9 protein-coding genes are annotated in these 18,320 nt (G+C 40.6%); all 9 read right to left on the bottom strand.

Annotated features, from left to right (window positions below; genetic code table 11):
- Nucleotides 1–80: 80 nt before the first annotated feature.
- The 9 genes from ezrA to HF881_RS04655 all read right to left on the bottom strand — a co-directional run bounded on the left by ezrA (nt 81) and on the right by HF881_RS04655 (nt 18,118).
- On the bottom strand, nt 81–1,808 hold the full coding sequence (gene ezrA / locus HF881_RS04695; protein ID WP_169446659.1) for a septation ring formation regulator EzrA: 1,728 nt from the start codon (nt 1,806–1,808) through the stop codon (nt 81–83).
- Between the two features lie 80 nt (nt 1,809–1,888).
- Nucleotides 1,889–3,835 (bottom strand): DNA topoisomerase (ATP-hydrolyzing) subunit B, encoded by a 1,947-nt coding sequence (gene gyrB / locus HF881_RS04690; RefSeq protein WP_000134069.1) that lies wholly within the window; start codon nt 3,833–3,835, stop codon nt 1,889–1,891.
- 13 nt (nt 3,836–3,848) lie between these two features.
- Nucleotides 3,849–4,412, bottom strand: a complete 564-nt coding sequence (locus HF881_RS04685) for an HAD-IA family hydrolase (protein WP_346775283.1) — start codon at nt 4,410–4,412, stop codon at nt 3,849–3,851.
- Between the two features lie 84 nt (nt 4,413–4,496).
- On the bottom strand, nt 4,497–5,051 hold the full coding sequence (locus HF881_RS04680) for a DJ-1 family glyoxalase III (protein ID WP_169446657.1): 555 nt from the start codon (nt 5,049–5,051) through the stop codon (nt 4,497–4,499).
- Between the two features lie 10 nt (nt 5,052–5,061).
- Entirely contained in the window at nt 5,062–6,285 is a 1,224-nt protein-coding gene (locus HF881_RS04675) for an FtsW/RodA/SpoVE family cell cycle protein (protein ID WP_169446656.1), read from the bottom strand.
- Between the two features lie 5 nt (nt 6,286–6,290).
- Entirely contained in the window at nt 6,291–8,783 is a 2,493-nt protein-coding gene (locus HF881_RS04670; protein WP_206283172.1) for a bifunctional DnaQ family exonuclease/ATP-dependent helicase, read from the bottom strand.
- Nucleotides 8,784–8,979: 196 nt separating this feature from the next.
- Nucleotides 8,980–9,831, bottom strand: a complete 852-nt coding sequence (locus HF881_RS04665; RefSeq protein ID WP_169446655.1) for an NAD(P)H-hydrate dehydratase — start codon at nt 9,829–9,831, stop codon at nt 8,980–8,982.
- 14 nt (nt 9,832–9,845) lie between these two features.
- Entirely contained in the window at nt 9,846–10,667 is an 822-nt protein-coding gene (locus tag HF881_RS04660) for a phosphate ABC transporter ATPase (RefSeq protein WP_169446654.1), read from the bottom strand.
- Between the two features lie 239 nt (nt 10,668–10,906).
- A complete protein-coding gene (locus HF881_RS04655) occupies nt 10,907–18,118 on the bottom strand; it encodes an SIALI-17 repeat-containing surface protein (RefSeq protein ID WP_169446653.1) in 7,212 nt (2,403 codons plus the stop codon).
- Nucleotides 18,119–18,320 lie beyond the last annotated feature (202 nt).

Here is an 18,320-nt window from a genome sequence, read left to right as displayed (position 1 = left end):
ATAATTTCAATGATAAATCGATATTCTTCTATTTTTGAAATAAATAATAAAAAGCCTAGATGATCTAAGCTTTTCAGGTATTAGAAGCGAATCGCTTCACGTGTTTTTTCATAAGAAGAAACAAAGCGATTTGTGACTCCTGGTTCTGCAACTTCCAAGGCTTGAGAAATCTTCTCAAATGATGCCTTGTAGTCAAATTCTTTTTCAAAAATTTCAAGTGCTTCATTGAAAGCTTGCTGGATACGCTCATCAAATGAGCGGTAACGGTTTGAATACTGCAAGAGTTGCTCCGTCAAGGTCGCATATTGAACAATATTGTAGGTTTCTGTTTCAAGAGCCTCCATGTCATGGGTCGCAATTTCAAGAATTCGTTTAACTGATTCAATATTAACTTGTGCTTGTTCTAACTCGGCCATCAGATCTTCTGTGTTATGGCTTGCAGTGAAGAAAAGTTTCAAGAAACTTTGAGGAATACCCGGCAAGTTTCTCTTCTCCATGTAACGTTTGATAGTATGCAAGCGATTCACATAGACATTTGCTTTTTGACGAGCATTGATGTCGTCTTTTTCAATTTGAGATAGGCGTTCACTAACAGAAACTTGTTCGTCTTCAATGTCTTTTAGATTACTTTGAAGTGAATTAAACTGCTCCTCTAAAATAGAGTAAGCTTGAGTAGGTTCTGTCTGATCTTCAGTTGCCTCTGTGATCGCTGTATCAAGCCCTGACAATTCAGCTTGAAGACGGCGGACATGATTCCCATCACTTTCTGGGAGAAGATAGGTTTTATTCAAGCGTTCAAGATCTTGAACCAAAACCTGATTATTTTCTTTCAAGTGATTGAGGTAGGTTGGAAGTGTTGAAAGGAGACTTTCAACGACTTTTTGGGCAGCTATTTCACGCGTGAAAATATCGTAGAGCGCATTAATCTCTTCTTGGATTTGTGTGTTTTCATACTCTGCATTATCCAATTCCAACTGGCGGATGTTTTCTTGATTATTTTTCAAGGATTCATGTAAAAGTTGGAAGCGTGACTCGATGTCCGTTTCAGTGAAGTGATAATTAGCATCCAAGAGTTTACGGTAGCCTTCCTCCAAATCATCCAATTGTTCTGGAAGTTCTGTTGACAAAGTCTTCACGAGAGATGGAACACGATCAACGATATGTGTCAAAGCGAGAATATGATTTTCAGTTGAATCAAGAATTGCTGCAGCTTCAACTGGGTCACCTGAAGAGTTCAAGGTTACAAATTGAGAGAACTCTGACTGGATATTTTCCAATTGTTTCTCAATTTCAGGAAGGGCTTTACCATACTGTTCCGAATTTTCTGCTACGGTATGTTGCAGATTTTCAAATAAGTCCAAAGCATGCAGAACACGTCCGCTATTCTTAGACTCTTGTTTTTCAAGCTCTGAAAGCGCATTACGAATCGCCGCAATGTCTTCTTCAATTAAATCAATTTGACTTTCGATTTGATCGATTTGGTGAGTCGCTTTGAAAAAGCGAAAAGAATTATTATAGCCTTCAGCCTCAAACAGGTTATTTTCAATATCAGCAAATGAGTTAAGGGATAAATCAACCCATTTTTGATTCCATTCACGGAAGGTCACCTGACTTTGACCAATCAAATGCATGTTTTTAACTGCTTCAACCTCATCATTTACAGGAAGGTTGTAGAGTTCTTCTTTTCTTTCCTCGAGGGCCGTCAATCTACTTACATTACGCTTACGTAGGAAGATTGCCGCTACATAAGCTAGAATCAAAATGACTGCAATCGCAACCATTAGATAAATTAGTTGTCCATTAGACATATCAAACTCCTTTTATACTAGAAACAATCGTATTGATTATATCATATTTTTTAGGTCATGGGAACTATTTCCCACATTTTTTAGACGTCAAGGGTGCTGTAAACGGCATTTTCTTCGATAAATTCACGGCGAGGTTCAACTCGGTCCCCCATCAACATATCAAAGATCTTATCTGCTTCGGCAGCATCATCTACCGAAACACGCGCCATCAAACGATGTTCTGGATCCATGGTTGTTTCCCACAATTGGTGGTCATCCATTTCTCCCAAACCTTTATAACGTTGGATGGTTGGTTTTGAACGCCCTTCACTGTGACGTGCTAAGGCTTCTTGGAGTTTAATTTCTTGATCTGCACCAGGCTGGATGTATTCTTTGATCTCACTTCCAACTTTAACCCCATAGATTGGCGGTTGGGCAATGTAGACATATCCAGCTTCTAGAATTGGTTTCATGTAGCGGTAAATCAAGGTTAGCAAGAGGGTCCGAATGTGGGCTCCATCGACATCGGCATCAGTCATCAAAACGAGTTTTTGGTAACGAGCCTTAGTGACATCAAATTCTGCACCAAATCCTGTTCCCATGGCAGTGAAAAGGCTCCGAATTTCTTCGTTGGCAAGGATTTTATCCATGCTAGCTTTTTCAACGTTCAAGATCTTACCACGAATTGGCAAGATAGCTTGGAATTCACGGTTACGACCAGATTTAGCTGACCCACCAGCTGAGTCTCCCTCAACGATAAAGAGTTCTGTTTCAGCAGGGTTATTTGAAGAACAGTCTGCTAGTTTTCCAGGAAGATTGGAAATTTCCAATCCAGATTTTTTACGAGTGACTTCACGCGCACGCTTGGCAGCCACACGAGCCTTGGCAGCCAAGATCCCTTTTTCCACGATGCGCTTGGCAATCTGTGGATTCTCCATGAGAAAATCAGAGAAGGCATCGCTGAAGAGGCGATTGGTGATCTTAACCACTTCGCTATTGCCCAGTTTGGTCTTGGTTTGTCCTTCAAACTGTGGATTTGGATGTTTGACAGAGATAACTGCAGTCAAACCTTCACGGACATCTTCCCCTGTTAGGTTGTCTTCATTGTCTTTTAGCAATTTATTCTTGCGGGCATAATCATTGATAACACGCGTCAGCGCTGTACGGAAACCTTGCTCATGCGTACCACCTTCATGGGTGTGAATATTATTGGCGAAACTCATGACGTTTTCGTGGTAACCGGTTGTGTACTGCATGGCTACTTCAACTGTGATATCATCCATCTCACCGTCTGTGTAGATTGGTGTATCAAAGATCACATCCTTGTTCTCGTTGATATATTCAACGTAGCTAGCAATCCCACCCTCATAGTGGTAATGTTTGCTTTGTTCGAGACCTTCACGCTTATCTGTGATCGAGATTCGAAGACCTCGGTTCAAAAAGGCTAGTTCTTGAATACGTTTGTTTAATTTGTCAAAGTCAAAAGTCGTTGTTTCTGTAAAAATCTCTGGATCTGGTGTGAAGTGAACTGTTGTTCCAGTTTTATCCGTATCTCCAACCACCTCAAGGTCAGCAACAACATGACCACGACGGTATTCTTGGTAATGAATCTTACCGTTTTTGTGAACATGAACATCTAGTTGCGTTGAGAGGGCATTTACTACGGAAGAACCTACTCCATGGAGACCACCTGAAACCTTGTATCCGCCACCACCGAATTTTCCTCCAGCGTGAAGGACTGTAAAGACGGTTTCAACAGCGGGACGTCCTGTCTTTTCCTGAATGTCAACAGGAATTCCACGTCCATCATCTACAACGGTGATGGAATTATCTGGCTCTATAAAGACTTGGATATGACTGGCAAATCCAGCTAAGGCTTCATCAATTGAGTTATCAACGATTTCCCATACTAGATGGTGAAGACCTTCTTTTGAAGTCGATCCAATATACATACCTGGACGCATACGAACAGCTTCAAGTCCCTCCAAAACTTGAATTTGACTGGCATCATAATCTTGTGCCTGTTGATTTTTGATTTCTTCTGTCATTTTTTCCCTTTTCTTACATGTCTATTGCTTGTCTCAATGTCGCAACGTTATTAAAAAGATAGGCATCTAAGCCAGCAGCTTCACCTGCTTCTATATCAATATTTCTGTCACCAATGACCAAACCAGATGTAATATGATATTTATCACGTAAATAAATCATGGACTCAGGATCTGGTTTTCGTTTAAAGCCAGAACTGGCAGTCACCACCTCGGTGAAGTAGTTCGCTATCTGGGTCTTGGCAAGAAGTTCTAGCACCTGGTCATTTCGATGAGAAACCAAGAAATGGCGACCACCCTTGTCCGAAATGTCTTTGAGTAACTCTGGAATTCCCTCAAACAAGACTGGGTGCTCTAGCTCACGTGCTTCATTTTCTTTGTAGTTCTCTAAAAAATAATCGATGTCTGGGGCAAACTTCTCAATGGCAAAAGCTGTCGAAACTTTCAAGGCTTCGTAAACACGGTCGTGTTCTTGCTCAATACTATATTGGGCTAAGGTTTCTACAAAAGCTGCTGTAGAAATCTCATAATTATCCAATAGGGTGCCACCTAAATCCCATATGTAGTCGTGATATTTCATACCCTTCATTATACCATTTTTTTATGAAAAAAGCGATGATTTCCTAGTTTTTTCCAAGTAAAAAACGAGAGTCTAGCTCTCGTTTTACTGTTGATTTCCAAAGACATCTCTATAGAGCATGCCGACTCGTAAACTTTCTGCATCTCCTCCCAGTTGCTCCACTAATTCATAGGCAAAGGCAAGGGCAGTTGACGGTCCTCGGCTAGTTGTTAGATTGCCATCCACAACAACTGTTTCCTTTCGGTAAATTCCATCACTGATGTTCTCCTGAACACCGTCATAACAGGTGAAGTGTTTGTCTTTCAGGACACCTGCTTGATGGAGGGCGATTGGAGCTGCACAGATGGCAGCAATTTTCTTTCCTGCTTGGTCAAATGCTTTAACCTGTGAAATGAGGGCTTGGTTATCTCGTAGGTGAGCTGATCCAGGCATGCCACCTGGAAGAACTACCAAATCATAGTCGGACAAATCACCATCAAAGACACGATCGGCTTTTACCTGAATGCCATGGGATCCTGTCACCTGCTCTTCAAATCCTACCATATCACATGAAATGTTTGCTCGACGCAAAACATCGACTACTGTCAAGGCTTCAATTTCTTCAAAACCCTGAGCTAAGATAACTGCTACTTTTGCCATAGTGGCCTCCTTATTTGATTTGTTTTAGGACGACTTTCTTTCGTTTAAATGGAACTTTTCCACTTTTCTCTTCTGCTAGATTGGTTTGGTAACTCATAGACAAGAGGAGACCGACTCCGATGAGGTTACTAATAATTGCGGATCCCCCTTGGGAGATGAAAGGCAGAGGAATCCCTGTCAAAGGAAGTAAGCCTGTCACGGCACCGATATTTTCAAAGATATGGAAGAGCAACATCATGATAAAGCCAGTTGAAATATAAGTATAGAACTGGTTATTTGATCTGAGCGTAATCTTCAACATACGATAGATAAGAAGCAAGTACAAAGCAATGACAAAGACTGAACCAATGAAGCCAAAATCTTCAGCAATCACTGTGAAAATCATATCACTTTCACGTACTGGAATGAGGAGATTGGACACATTGAAACCTTGTCCAAACAAGCCACCACTTCCAATCGCAATTTGCCCCTGCGCCTGTTGATAAGTCGTTGTTTGCGCGAAGTCAAAGGGATTGAGCCAAGCCAAAATACGGTTAATCTGGTAAGTCGGCATCCCAATCTGATGCAAGAAGGCACGTCCATCCTTACTTATAAAGATGGCCATGAAGCCTACAACTGCAGTCACTCCTGTCGCAAAAACAGGAATGATAATCTTCCACGAAACACCTGAAAGGAGGACCATGCCTGCAAAAATAGCTACGAAGACCAAGGCAGTCCCCAAGTCACTTTGTAGGGCTAGAAGGATCAAGACTGGGATGGTAAAGGCAATCATCCAACCAATCAATAGGAAATCCAAGGGAATAGTCCGTCGCCATTCCTTGTGTTTTTGAGTGAATTGTACAATGACTCGAGCCAATATCAAGATGTAGGAAATCTTCATGAACTCAGATGGTTGAAAGAGCGTGGTTCCCCCGATAGACACCCAGTTTTTAGCACCTGTAGAAGCTACCAGACTCGGATTGTAAAAAACAAGGGGGAGAACCATCAAAGCCAAACCTAAGCCATAAAGATAGGGAGTCACCTTCCATAAAAACTCGGTATTGAAGAACATGACGACAAACCCAATGACAAGCCCTAGAGCAATCCAGGCAATTTGCTGGCCTAGAATTGGAAGTACATTATTTGGATAGTCATGACTAACTGCTATATAGATAGCCACTACTCCAATCACCAGTAAACAAAACACTGGTAGGAGGAGGCTATAATCGACTCGAGAGTCGAAGGAACGTTTCATATTTTTTACCTTTTCTCTTTCTTGGATTTTTCTTTCATTCTATTGCGACGGGATTGGAGAAAATCAGCTACAGCAGGCTCTAGCTGTTCTCTAGCAAGAACCCGAACCGTTCTTTCTTTTGACAAGGTTTGGGCGATTTGTTTGCCGTAACGCTTGCTGACAACACGACTGTCTAAGATTACAGCAACCGAACCTTGGTCGGGCCGTCTAACAGTACGACCAAGAGCTTGCTTTAACCGAATGATAGCCATCGGTAACTGATAATCATAGAAGGGATTTTTCCCTTCTTGGCGCAGTTCTTGGTTTAATTTTTTGGTTAAGGGTTCTTGGGGATTTTGAAAAGGCAATCTCGGAATCACTTGGATTACGCATGGATGGGTTGAAAAATCAACTCCTTCCCAGAAACTACCTGTTCCAAGTAAGATCTGGCGTTCACCTTTTTCAAAACGTTTTTTCAGTTGACTTGGTTCCCCATTTTTATACTGAGCCAGATGCGGTTGGTCGAGCAAATCCGAAACTGCCAGCAACATCTCTTTTGAAGTAAACAAAACCAATAAGGCTTCTTGAAAGGCTTGTAACCTTCGGATAACAGAAGCCACTTCACTAGCATAGTCAAAAGGTGAAACTTCTGTCACAAGAGGAAAGTCATTGACTAGAAAGACTTTTTGTTGGTCCTGCTTTGCTACATCAAGCCTAACAAGTGGAGCATCTGGGAATCCCAATAGAACTGCTAGGGAAACCCGATTGCTGATTTCAAGAGTAGCCGATACTCCTAGGAGCCTGCAGTCTTCTGGCAATAAATCTGCTAGTATAAAGCGGCCTTTTTTGCTTGAACAAATCAAGACATCCTTGCTCGATTTCTCTGCTGGAGCAAGCCAAAATTCACGGTCCGAGATGAAAAAGTTTGCAATCTCTCTATACTCTGGGAGAACTAGCTCCGAAAAATGCTGGCGCAAGTGTTCGAGAGAATCCAACCACTTTCCATTCGTAAGACCTGACTGATAGTGCTCCATCAAGTAACGATATTCAAAAGCAATACTCTCAAGCAAGCGTTTCTGAACCAAATTTTCCTCTGTCTCCAAGGACTTATCAATTTGAGTTACAAGATCCTCAAGGCGATAAGCCTGCTGGGCTAGATTTTCAAGAGCTAACAGCATTTTTTGTGCCTCATCCAAGATCATCAAACGGTTGTCGACAAACTCTGGATTGTCTTCCAAACGAGTGACCAGATAGGCATGATTGGTCAGAAGAACACGACTGGTCTTGGCCTTGTCCTGCCCTCGTTTCCAAAAATCCTCTGTAGCAAATAAACTTTTCTTTGAAAGCTTGCCATCGTGGACTAGTTCAGGCAGAAAGTGCTGGTAGCGATAAAGCTGACCGATTTCGTCCAAATCACCAGTCTCTGTCTCTGTTAGCCAGATGAGCAGTTGCATTTTAAAGCGTGTGAAAAGGCGATTGGACTCCGGTCGATGGAGAACTCGGTGAAAGGCATCCAGTTTTAAATAATTTTGAGGACCCTTGAGACTATGAATCTCCAGGTGGAAGACCTCTTTTAAGCGCTGACCTTCTTCTTGCATGATTTGATTTTGAAGAATTTTGGTCGGAACACTCACTAGAATCCCTGCTTGACTCTCCGAGTTCAAAGCTGGGAGGAGATAACCGTAAGTCTTACCCAATCCCGTTTGAGCTTGGATAAAAGAAGTCTGGTGTTCTTCCAATAAGTGCTCAACCTTCTCCGCAAATTCCAACTGTTGCGGACGTTCCTCCAATCCCAATAAAGAAATGTTTTTAGCAAAGTCTTTGGATAACTTTCGTGGGACTAAGGCTTTGCTTTCCTTTTTGAGGAAAAGCCCATGGAGTTCTATCAATTCTGGAGAAGCCAGGAGAGATTGTTGCTGGTAAACCTCCTCAATCACCAGATAACTTTCATAGAGAAGGTTGTCTGCAAGGTTTAACAAGCTTTCTAAGAGCCCTTTTGGTAACTCAAAAAGTTTTTGACGCATGTAAAGCAAGAGTTCTGCTGTTGCCTGAGCATCAGACAGGGCAGTGTGGGCTTGTTCTAGTTCAATGCCCAACTCTTGACAAAGGATACCTAGGTTATACTTTTCAAACTGAGGATACAAAACTTGGGCAAGCTCAACTGTATCCACCCGCGGTGTGCGCAATTCATATCCTTCAAAAAAGAGAAATTCCGCAAGGAGATTGGCATCAAACTGTACATTGTGCGCAACAAAAATACCGTCCTTAACCAATTCAAAAATTTTTCCAGCCACCTGAGAAAACTCTGGTGCCACAGCCAAGCGCTGATCGGTCAGACCTGTTAATTCTTTGATATGAGAATCCAAGAGTTCGTGGGGATTGACATCAGTCGCATACTGATCGATGATTTCACCATTCTCAATCACCACAATGCCTACTTGAATAATTTTTGCCTTGCTTCCGGTGCTGGTCGCCTCTAAATCAACGACCACATACCGATCATTTCTCGCATTCATCATTAAAAATTATATCAAAAAAAGCATGATTTGACACCCCTCAACTTTGATAACAATCTCGCTTTATTTGTAATTTTAAGTAAAAATCAAGACCTTAAAAGTGAGAATTTCACGCAAGTTCAGCAGTTGATTGCTGGTTCTGAGGTATTTGAAAAACTTATCAACATAGCTACATCGACATAAAAAGACAACCAAGGTATTAGCTGCCTTTTTGAGATATTTTTTTCATTGTTTTCGGAATTTCACAGCTCATCTGACTTGGTAAAACCACATAATGTTCTTGAGCTAGTTCTTGGGCAATGGCTGAGTGAAGGTGGGTTGCTACCACTACTCTCTCATAAAGACTGGCTTGGTGAAACTGACCTGCAAAACCAGCAATCATCCCAGCCAGAGTATCTCCCATCCCACCAGTTGCTTGATAGGGGCCTCCAACCTGTAACTGATAATATTCAGACTGACCAGCTTGCCAGATACGAGTCGCCGAACCCTTCTCGACTAGAATCGTTCCTTGAGAAAAAGATGCAAGAGCTCTAGCAGTCGTCTCTGTATTTTGATGTTCAAGAGCTGTGCCAGATAGTCTTTCCCATTCCCTTTGGTGAGGAGTCAGGATAAGCTGACTAGAAGGAAATAGTAACTGGCTTTTTGCTAAGATTCCCAAAGCACCGCCATCTACAATCAAAATCTGGTCATTTCTGAGCTTATCAAAAACCCGTTTTACAAGTTCTTCTCCGAAAGCATCCTCTCGCAAACCCGGACCTAGCAAGACAACTTCTGCCTTCTCTATCTGTTCCTTTAGTAATGCTGTATCCTTTATAGAAAATGCCATGGCCTCAGGTAAATGACTGTGCAGAGCCGGAATGTTCTCCTTATCCGTGCCAACAGTCACCAAACCAGCCCCACTCTTAACAGCTGCAATTGCTGACATGATGATAGCACCCCCATAAGGATAGGTCCCTCCCAGCAAGAGCAGGCGACCGTAATCCCCCTTATGACTGTGACGTGGCCGTTCTACAATGACTTTTTCTAATAAAGTTTGATCAATCACTTTCATCGTTTTTTCCTCAACTATCCTTTATCTGATTGTTTTAAAACAACTTGATAGACTTTCTTAGTCCACTCTTCTAAGTCTTCTCCATCATAGTCAAGATAATGCACTCTATCTTGTATTTTAGTTGGAATAATATTTTCAAATTGGCTCTTATTATGAGTTGGAATAATACAAATATACAACTCACTAAATAAATTCAATATGTCCTTAATTTTTGCAACATGGTAGCCATCAAAAATATAACCAGTAACTTTAATCAAATCTGTATAGATAAAATGAAAACTCACTCCAGGAATAAACTTGTCTTGTAATTCTTTATCTGAAGGAGCTCGACCTAATAAACGCTCCATCGCTAATCGATAACCAGAACTTGTATTTGACCACCCTAACATGACATAGTCAAAATAATCTATCGGATCCGATGCAGCATTTCTACTATCCAAAACCAACTCTTCAGCATCTCGCCCAAAGGCGTTCACAGCAGATAAGAGCTGACCTGTTTTAAAGATAGAAATCGCTGCATCTATAGTCGTAGTATGACTACAGTAGTCCGAAGTCACTAACCTCTTATGTAGATCATAAGTCGAGGCTACTCTTTTATCTGTAGGGGTAAATGGTGGCAGAAAGGGATGCTGACAGATGTAATCTAAAATTTCTTCTTTTAAACAAGAATCAGCACACTCAATACTTGTTTGACGTTTATGAAGTTTTTCGTAAGCTATAAATTTAGCAATTTTTTCTAATTCCCACTCTTGAATATTCGGATAATCAATTAGTGCTAAGTAGTATATTCCATCCCATTGTAAACTATATTCCCCATTATAAATTTTTAAAATCATCTAATCACCTCACTCCATTATACAACAAAAAGGTACACACCTTGCAATTTGGATTACTATTTTTCTGTCTAACTTTTGGGGTACAATTCACCTCTCTTGCTTACACCTATATAAAACTGGAGAAGACCATGATTGTCTTCTCCAGTTTTTAGATGCCATCAACTTACAATAGTTGAAAAAGAAACCAATTTTTAATCATCGGCTAATATCTACAAATAGGATGTCATTAGACGCTGAGACTAATCTTCTTTGAGTTTTGCAGTTAATAAAGCTGCTGACAAGGCCAAGGTAACACCTGCCAAGAAAACAGCTGTTTCTGACTGTTTTTCACCAGTTTCTGGCAATCTCTTGTCTTCCTTGGCAACTTGGACTGGTGTTTCTGGAGTCTGAGCTTTTTCTAACGAACTTAGTTTAAACTCTGGTTTTTCTACTGTCGGTGCTGGTTGATTACCTACTGTAGCTAGAATACCACGGTACTCTGGAAGTTTATGTTCTAGAGCCATTACAGCATTAACGCCACCCTTAAATTCAGGTTTCTCAACACTTGGTACTGCTTGATCTCCTACTGTGGCTAGAATTCCTGTGTATTCTGGAACTTCATTTACTGCTGCTTCTACAAAGTTAGCACCTCCTTTGAATTCTGGAACATCGTTCACTGCTGCTTCTACAAAGTTAGCACCGCCTTTGAATTCTGGAACATCGTTCACTGCTGCTTCTACAAAGTTAGCACCTCCTTTGAATTCTGGAACTTCATTGACTGGAGCAGGCTCCTCGCCTTTACTACTTGAAATAGATGCTTTCACTCCTACTTCAACAATGCGATCCTGAGCCTTTCTTTCTTCAGAATGAACAAGACTTCTAGTAGTACCCAAAACTTGAATATAGTCAACTTTTTCTCCATCTTGTCCTTCAGAAACGATACGACGTTGACCTTGAGCAAGTTCAGGGTTTTCACGAATAACTTCTTTAAACGGAAGCGGAGTCTTTTCAATTTCCAAACTTGGAGTTTCTGCTACTAAGTTCTTAACGCCTTCTGTTGGTGTTGTTTGGAAGGTAGACTTAAAGTGTAAACGATATTCTTTCACCAGATTACCATCTTTGGAAACAAGACGAACCAGTGTTGGAAGATTGGCATTTCCAGAATCCACAACTGTAACTACTCCATGTCCACTAGTTGTTGCAGTGACTTTTGGTTTTGAACCCATTGTTGTTAGAGTGTAATCTGTCACATTTGGATCAAAGTTTTCCAATGCTTTTCCGTCGATCGAAATAGTCGCTGATGGTGTTTCCACTTCTGCTCCCTTGCCTGCAGAGTAGGCTGTAAATTCTACAAGTGCAAGACCATTGGTAGTAGCCTTACGAGTCATGCGAGCACGAATTGCTGTCGTTTGAACCGGATCAAAATTAAACTCGATTGGTTTACCAGCTACTAATTCTCCAGAAGCTTTGTAAGGAATAGGTGCCCAATTTTCTGCCTTGTTGAATGGATGGTCAGCATTTTCTTCATAACGAGAAATCGTACTTGGTTCTGTAAAGGCAGGGCCAATATATCTTTCTAGAACCATTTTCTCTGGGGCATCTGTTCCACTATCTTTAAAGAACTGAATAGCTACTTTTCCAATAGATTGGGTGGCAATTTTACCGTCCTTCTTAAAGAGTAGTCCGACAGAAGTTTCTTCATTTTTCGGAGTACGAGACCAGTTTGTCCAACGTCCATCTTCATTGTATTTTCCATCATTGATATAGAAAATTCGATCATGTGAAGCTGCTTGTGTATCGTTCGTTGTCGAAGCAAAGGCTTTAGAATCCGTTTCATTGTTGCTTGGATTTTCTGAAATGACTTGATTTCCTTTAGAAACAACTGTCACCTGCATTTTAGTCGTTAGATTTGTACCAATGACATGACCGGTAATTTCAAATGTTCCCTCATGCTCTGTTGCATGTTCAGGAATAGCATCCCATTTCACTGCCAGTTTATCTGTAGTCCAAGTAGTTGAAGTTGGGTAATAAACAGTGACTTCTGAAGGAAGTTGAAGAGCATCTCCAACATTCAAGATTTTAGCACTATTTTCTGCAGCAAGAGGTTGACTAGTTTCTCTCTCATCATTGCGGAAGATTCTATATTCTTTCAATACCGTACCATCTTCTGCTTTTAAGATGAGACGTGTTGCACCTTTTGGACTGGTTGCAGGAACAACTGTTACCAAACCATTATTGCTAGCTGTTGCAGTGATTTCTTTGCTAGATTGAGGAATATAGTAATCGGTCTTAGATGGATTAAAGTGTTCAAGATCCTTGCCATCTACCTTGATAGAAATCTCTGAACTTGTAGAGCTTACTACCTTGTTTCCAAGGACAGTTAGCTCTGTCAGACCAACACCTGAAGTTCCATCAGCCTTCTTCATACGAATACGAACAGCATAGGTTTCTACCTTGTCAAATGTGAAGTGATTTGTTTGAGTTGCAGATAGCTGACTTGGAGCATGTAAGTTTTCAACTGCTTTCCAATTGTCTGGATTATTAAATGGATGATTGCTAGCTCGTTGCGCATGACTGACATCACTTGGTAAATCAGGAATTTCTTTACCTACATAATATTCAACTACATATTCTTTTGGAAGACCAATTGCTCCATCAGTATAGAAATCAACCGACAAATTGTTGACAAAACGTTTCGTCAAGTCTCCTGAATTACCAAATAAGATAGAAGCCCAGTCATTATCAGTATTTGTTCTCCAAGTTGTCCATCTATTTTTAGCATCTGATGGCGTTCTTGATACAGTCAAGTCGTTCAAGGTATTGGCTGAATCATCTCCACCTGTATTGGATACAATGGCAGCTGGTAATTGTGAACCTGTCCATTGTTTAGAGATATTATTTCCAGCAACCACTTGACTAGACACTCGAACATGAGCTTTAGTTGTCAGATTGCTACCTACTAAACGACCATTGATTTCATAGACCCCTTCAGTTTGACTAAAGTTAGCTGGAACCTGATCCCAAACAACATCTTTGTAGATAGTTGTTCCGTTAGAATGGTAAGCCCGGACATTGGCTGGCAATTGAACCGTCTCACCCTTAGGTACTGTGAGGCTGATTTCCTCTGCAACTTGCAATCCTTCAACCGTTACAGTCGCTTGTGCTTCGATATCTGTACCTTCCACATGTCCTTTAAGCGTAAAGCTATGATAGTGCCCCAACTCTTTTTCATCTACCTTATCCCAAGTTACAGATACTTTGCGTGGTAAGCCCTTATCAAATTCTGCTCCAACTTCTTTAGGTAGATTCGGTTGCTGATTGATGTCTGTAGAAACAGATACAGGATGCAGTTTCACAATCTTCTTGTTAACTTTATTTTCTTTAATCACTACTTCAGTAGTTACAGATTCTGTTTTCTCTGTTTGATTATCGATTCGAGGTGTCAAAGTCACTCTTCCCTTAGTATAGAGCAATAGATTCTGACCATTCACCTCAAGATGTCCCCCATCAGATGATTTAGCTTCTAAGTGAATATCTGAAGCCGAAAATTCTGTTTGTGAACCATCCTCATAACGACCAATGACGTGATAAGTTAATACTTGATCTTCAGTGGCAGTTTCTTTTCCTTCTACAACCACTTCCAAACGTTTCAAAGCAGGAGCTTCCTTCACAAACTGAATTAAGTAAGTTTGAACCAAATCACCCTTTTGGTCACTCAAGAAGAGAGAAGCCTGATAACCATTATCAGCAGAAGCTTGCTGAACAGTTACTTGATATCCGGTAGTCTGAGCTCCAACACTTGGAATTGTTCCAGTGTAAGGAAGAGATACACGGTAATAGGTCTTGCCAGACTCAAAATTCTCAAGAGCTTTATCCCCAACAGTAAGTCCTGTAATGCTACTTGTTGTTTCCTTACTACTTGCGATAAAGGTTGCAGTCACTTCACGGTCGTCATCTACCAATTTACCAGTAGCCTCCGTACGTCCACCTTCCTTGTTCAAAACAGCAGGGTCTTTCAAGGTCCAAGAAACAACATCAGTATCAATCAAGCTACCATCTGTCAGAACAGCAGTGACCGTTTTATCCAAATCAGCCGCATTCGTTCCAACTGGGACTGTAGCAACTTTTGGTAACCATCTATCTAAAGCAATCACTTTAACAAGTGCCTCAGCTGGGGTTTCCAAACCTTCCACTCGTCCAGAGACTTTCTTTTCACCTGCACTTGTAAGCAAGTCTGATGGCACGTCCCATGTTACAGTCTTTTCCTCAACACTACCATCGCTATAAATAGCTGTTACTGTTTGAGGCAATTCAGGATTTGTTGTCACGTCAGTTGTTGCTTTTACAGGAGCAAAGGCTACAAAGTGACGGTTTTCTTTCTTACCAGACACAGTTGCGACTGTTGCGCTATCAGAAGTTAAACCAGCAGAATCTGCATAAAGAGTAAATTTACCTTCTTTTTCTGTTGATTTTACAATGACAACCCCTTTACCATTGAAAGCACGTCTTTGCCATGTTCCATCTGCTTGAGCTTTGTAGCGTTCACGACTAGCTTGTTCTCCATTATCCACACCAACGATTTGTCCCTGACCATGAAGATTGAAATGAACAAGATTGTTAGCTGTTGGAACCACATTCCCATCACCATCAACAATTTCGTAATGGATGTAGGATAGGTCTTTTCCATCTGCAGTGATAACATGCTCTTCTTTAGTCAGACGAACTCTTGCTGGCTCCCCAGCAGTTGTCACACTATCACGCGCAATTTCATTCCCATTTTCATCTCGAGCAATCGCAGTCAGTGTACCTGGTTGGTATTTCACAAGCCACTCAAGATACAATTCACTTGGTTTAGCCCCCTCATGATATGGACGTCCATCTTCTGTCGTTTTCTTAGTAAATTCCTTTTTACCAAGTGACTCTCCATTTAAGAACAATTCGACGCTTGCAGCATTTGAGAAGGTACGAACCGGAACCTTTCCATCAACCAGCATCTTGCGTTCCTTAAGGGTCTCTTCAGTCCAGTTCCAATGTGGTAAAATGCGAACAGTTGGCTTTTCTTTAGCACTATACCATTCACTACGGTAAAGGTAGAAATCATTCTTTGGTAAACCAGCCGTATCGATGATACCAAAGTAAGAACTTTTTACAGGTGTATTATCTTGGTTATGCCATGGAGTTGGTTCACCGATATAGTCAATTCCTGTCCAGATAAATTGTCCAGCATAGCCAGCACGATCACGGTCAAAAGTCCATGATTCAGTAGCTGTTCTTCCCCATCCAACACGGTCATTACCATAGTCAGATTGTTCATAGTGACGATTTGGACGATTGTCATGTCCAAGGATTTGAGCAGGGTTATAATAAGAATCACGCGTTCTAGTAGCTGAAGAGGTTTCAGAACCATAAATGAGCCAGTCTGGATGAGCACTACGAACCGCATCATAAAAACGTTCACCATAGTTCATACCGACAGCATCCATGATTTCTGCGAGTTTCAAGAAATCACCTGTCGCTGCACGACTAAATTTATTTTCACCCATGGTGACATAACGTTCAGTATCAATCGCCTTGATAATAGCCTTCAGACGTTTAGCTGTCTCGATAGAACGAGGACTACCATTTGCCTCTTCCACCTCATTTCCAAGAGACCACATTACGATAGACGGATTGTTCTTATCACGTTCTACCATTGTTCTAAGATCAAAATCAGACCACTTCTCACCCTTCTTAGCTTCAGGATGAGTTGCATCTTGATCAAAGAACCGTCCATAGTCGTAAGTCTTCTTGCCACCATACCAAGTATCAAAAGCTTCCTCTTGAACCAAGAGACCTAAACTAGCTGCAGCATCAAGCAACTGAGGACTCGCTGGATTGTGGGTTGTTCGAATAGAGTTAACTCCCATATCTTTCAAGAGTTTTAATTTACGATAGGTAGCCTTATAATTCTCTTCTGCCCCCAAAGCTCCATTGTCATGGTGAATACTTACCCCGTGGAATTTCATACGTTCACCATTCAGAGAGAAACCTTCCTTCGCAGTCCAATTGAAATAACGGTAACCAAATGTATCTTCTGTTACATCAACTAGTTGACCTTCTTTATAAACCTTTGTTTTCAGCACATACAGTTGTGGATGATAACTTTTTGTCGTCCAAAGAGTTGGTTTATTAACTAGGATTGTTTGTCTGAAATCTGCAGTTTCATTTTCTGCTAAATTCTTCGTTTCAGAGCGGACTAATTCTGAAACAACCTTACCTTCCTTAGTAAAAATTTGTTGTTCCACAAAGACTTTAGTAGCCTTTTTATCCGTATTTTTAATCCTACTCTGAACCTGTGTTTCAACATTCCCTTCTTTTTGCTCAGCAAGTTTTGGTGTAGTGATATGATTACCATTTTCGGCAACATGAACTTTATCACGATAACTAAGGGTTACATCACGATAAATCCCACTTCCTGAATACCAGCGACTACTTGGTTGCTTATTGGTCACTTGAACAGTAATTGAATTTTCACTACCATCCTTGTTTAAAAATTCTGTGATATCATATGAAAAATGATTATAGCCGCTTGGATAATGTCCGACAAATTTACCATTTACATAGACTTTTGAATCCATGTAAACCCCATCAAAATTGATACGAACATCCTTATTCTTGTCAGCTTCATTTAATGTGAAAGTCTTACGATACCAAGCTGTTCCACCATTTAACTGGCCACCCTCATTACGCGCGGGAGATTTGTGATCAAAGTCAAAATAAATACTCCAATCATGAGGAAGATTCAATTTAGACCAATCATGGACATCCACATCTTTTTTTGAAAAATCTCCTTGGGCATTTAGTTTAAAATACCAATCTTTATTAAAATCTTGTTTTCGTTCCGATAATAGCTGTTTTTCCTTTTCAACTTCGGCTTTGTTTGACTCTCTAGACAGCACTTGCGATTTTTCAGAAGAAGATTTGATCTCTGTGTCTGCTTTCACTTGGTCCTTTTCAGAAGTTTTTTTAGAATTCTCTTTTACTTCTGTTCCAGCTTTTACTGCAGATTCAACAGGCTTTGGCTTTGCCTCTTCAGATTTCTGTTTGTCCTCAACCTTAGTTCCTTCTTCTACTTTATTTGGAGTTTCCACTTTAGGACTAGCCAATTCACGACTACCCTCATTAGCAGGTGTAGTAGGTTCTGTATCCTTAGCAACTTTATCTTCTGCAGATTCAGCTTTTGGTTTTACAAACTCACGCCCACCATTCTCATCAGCCTTTGCGATAGCAGCTGCCACATCATCGGGAAGCTTATCTAAAGGTTGAGCTTGATGAACAGTTGTTTCTTCTGTTTGAGCATTGGATGAAGCCAACTCCTCAGCTTGGACAGCAGAAATACCAAATATACTAGCCCCAATCATCACAGATGCCGCACCTATTGCAAATTTACGAATGCTATAATGACAACGTTTATCAAAAAGTCTTTTGTTCATTAAAATCCTCATTTCTTTTTCTTGATACAAAGTAAGCGTTTACTTTATTTTTAAAAATAACCTCCTTCTGAATACACAAACAAGTACCAAGTTTTATAATATATTTTATATATTAAATATATCAAAACACACCTTATATTGCAATTATTTTCCATCAATTTGACCTAATAAAATATTATACAAGAAAAGTTCATTTAAAAGG

The sequence above is a fragment of the Streptococcus sp. WB01_FAA12 genome, from assembly GCF_012843315.1.
Lineage (GTDB): Bacteria > Bacillota > Bacilli > Lactobacillales > Streptococcaceae > Streptococcus.
This window is presented reverse-complemented; position numbering and strand designations above follow the sequence as displayed.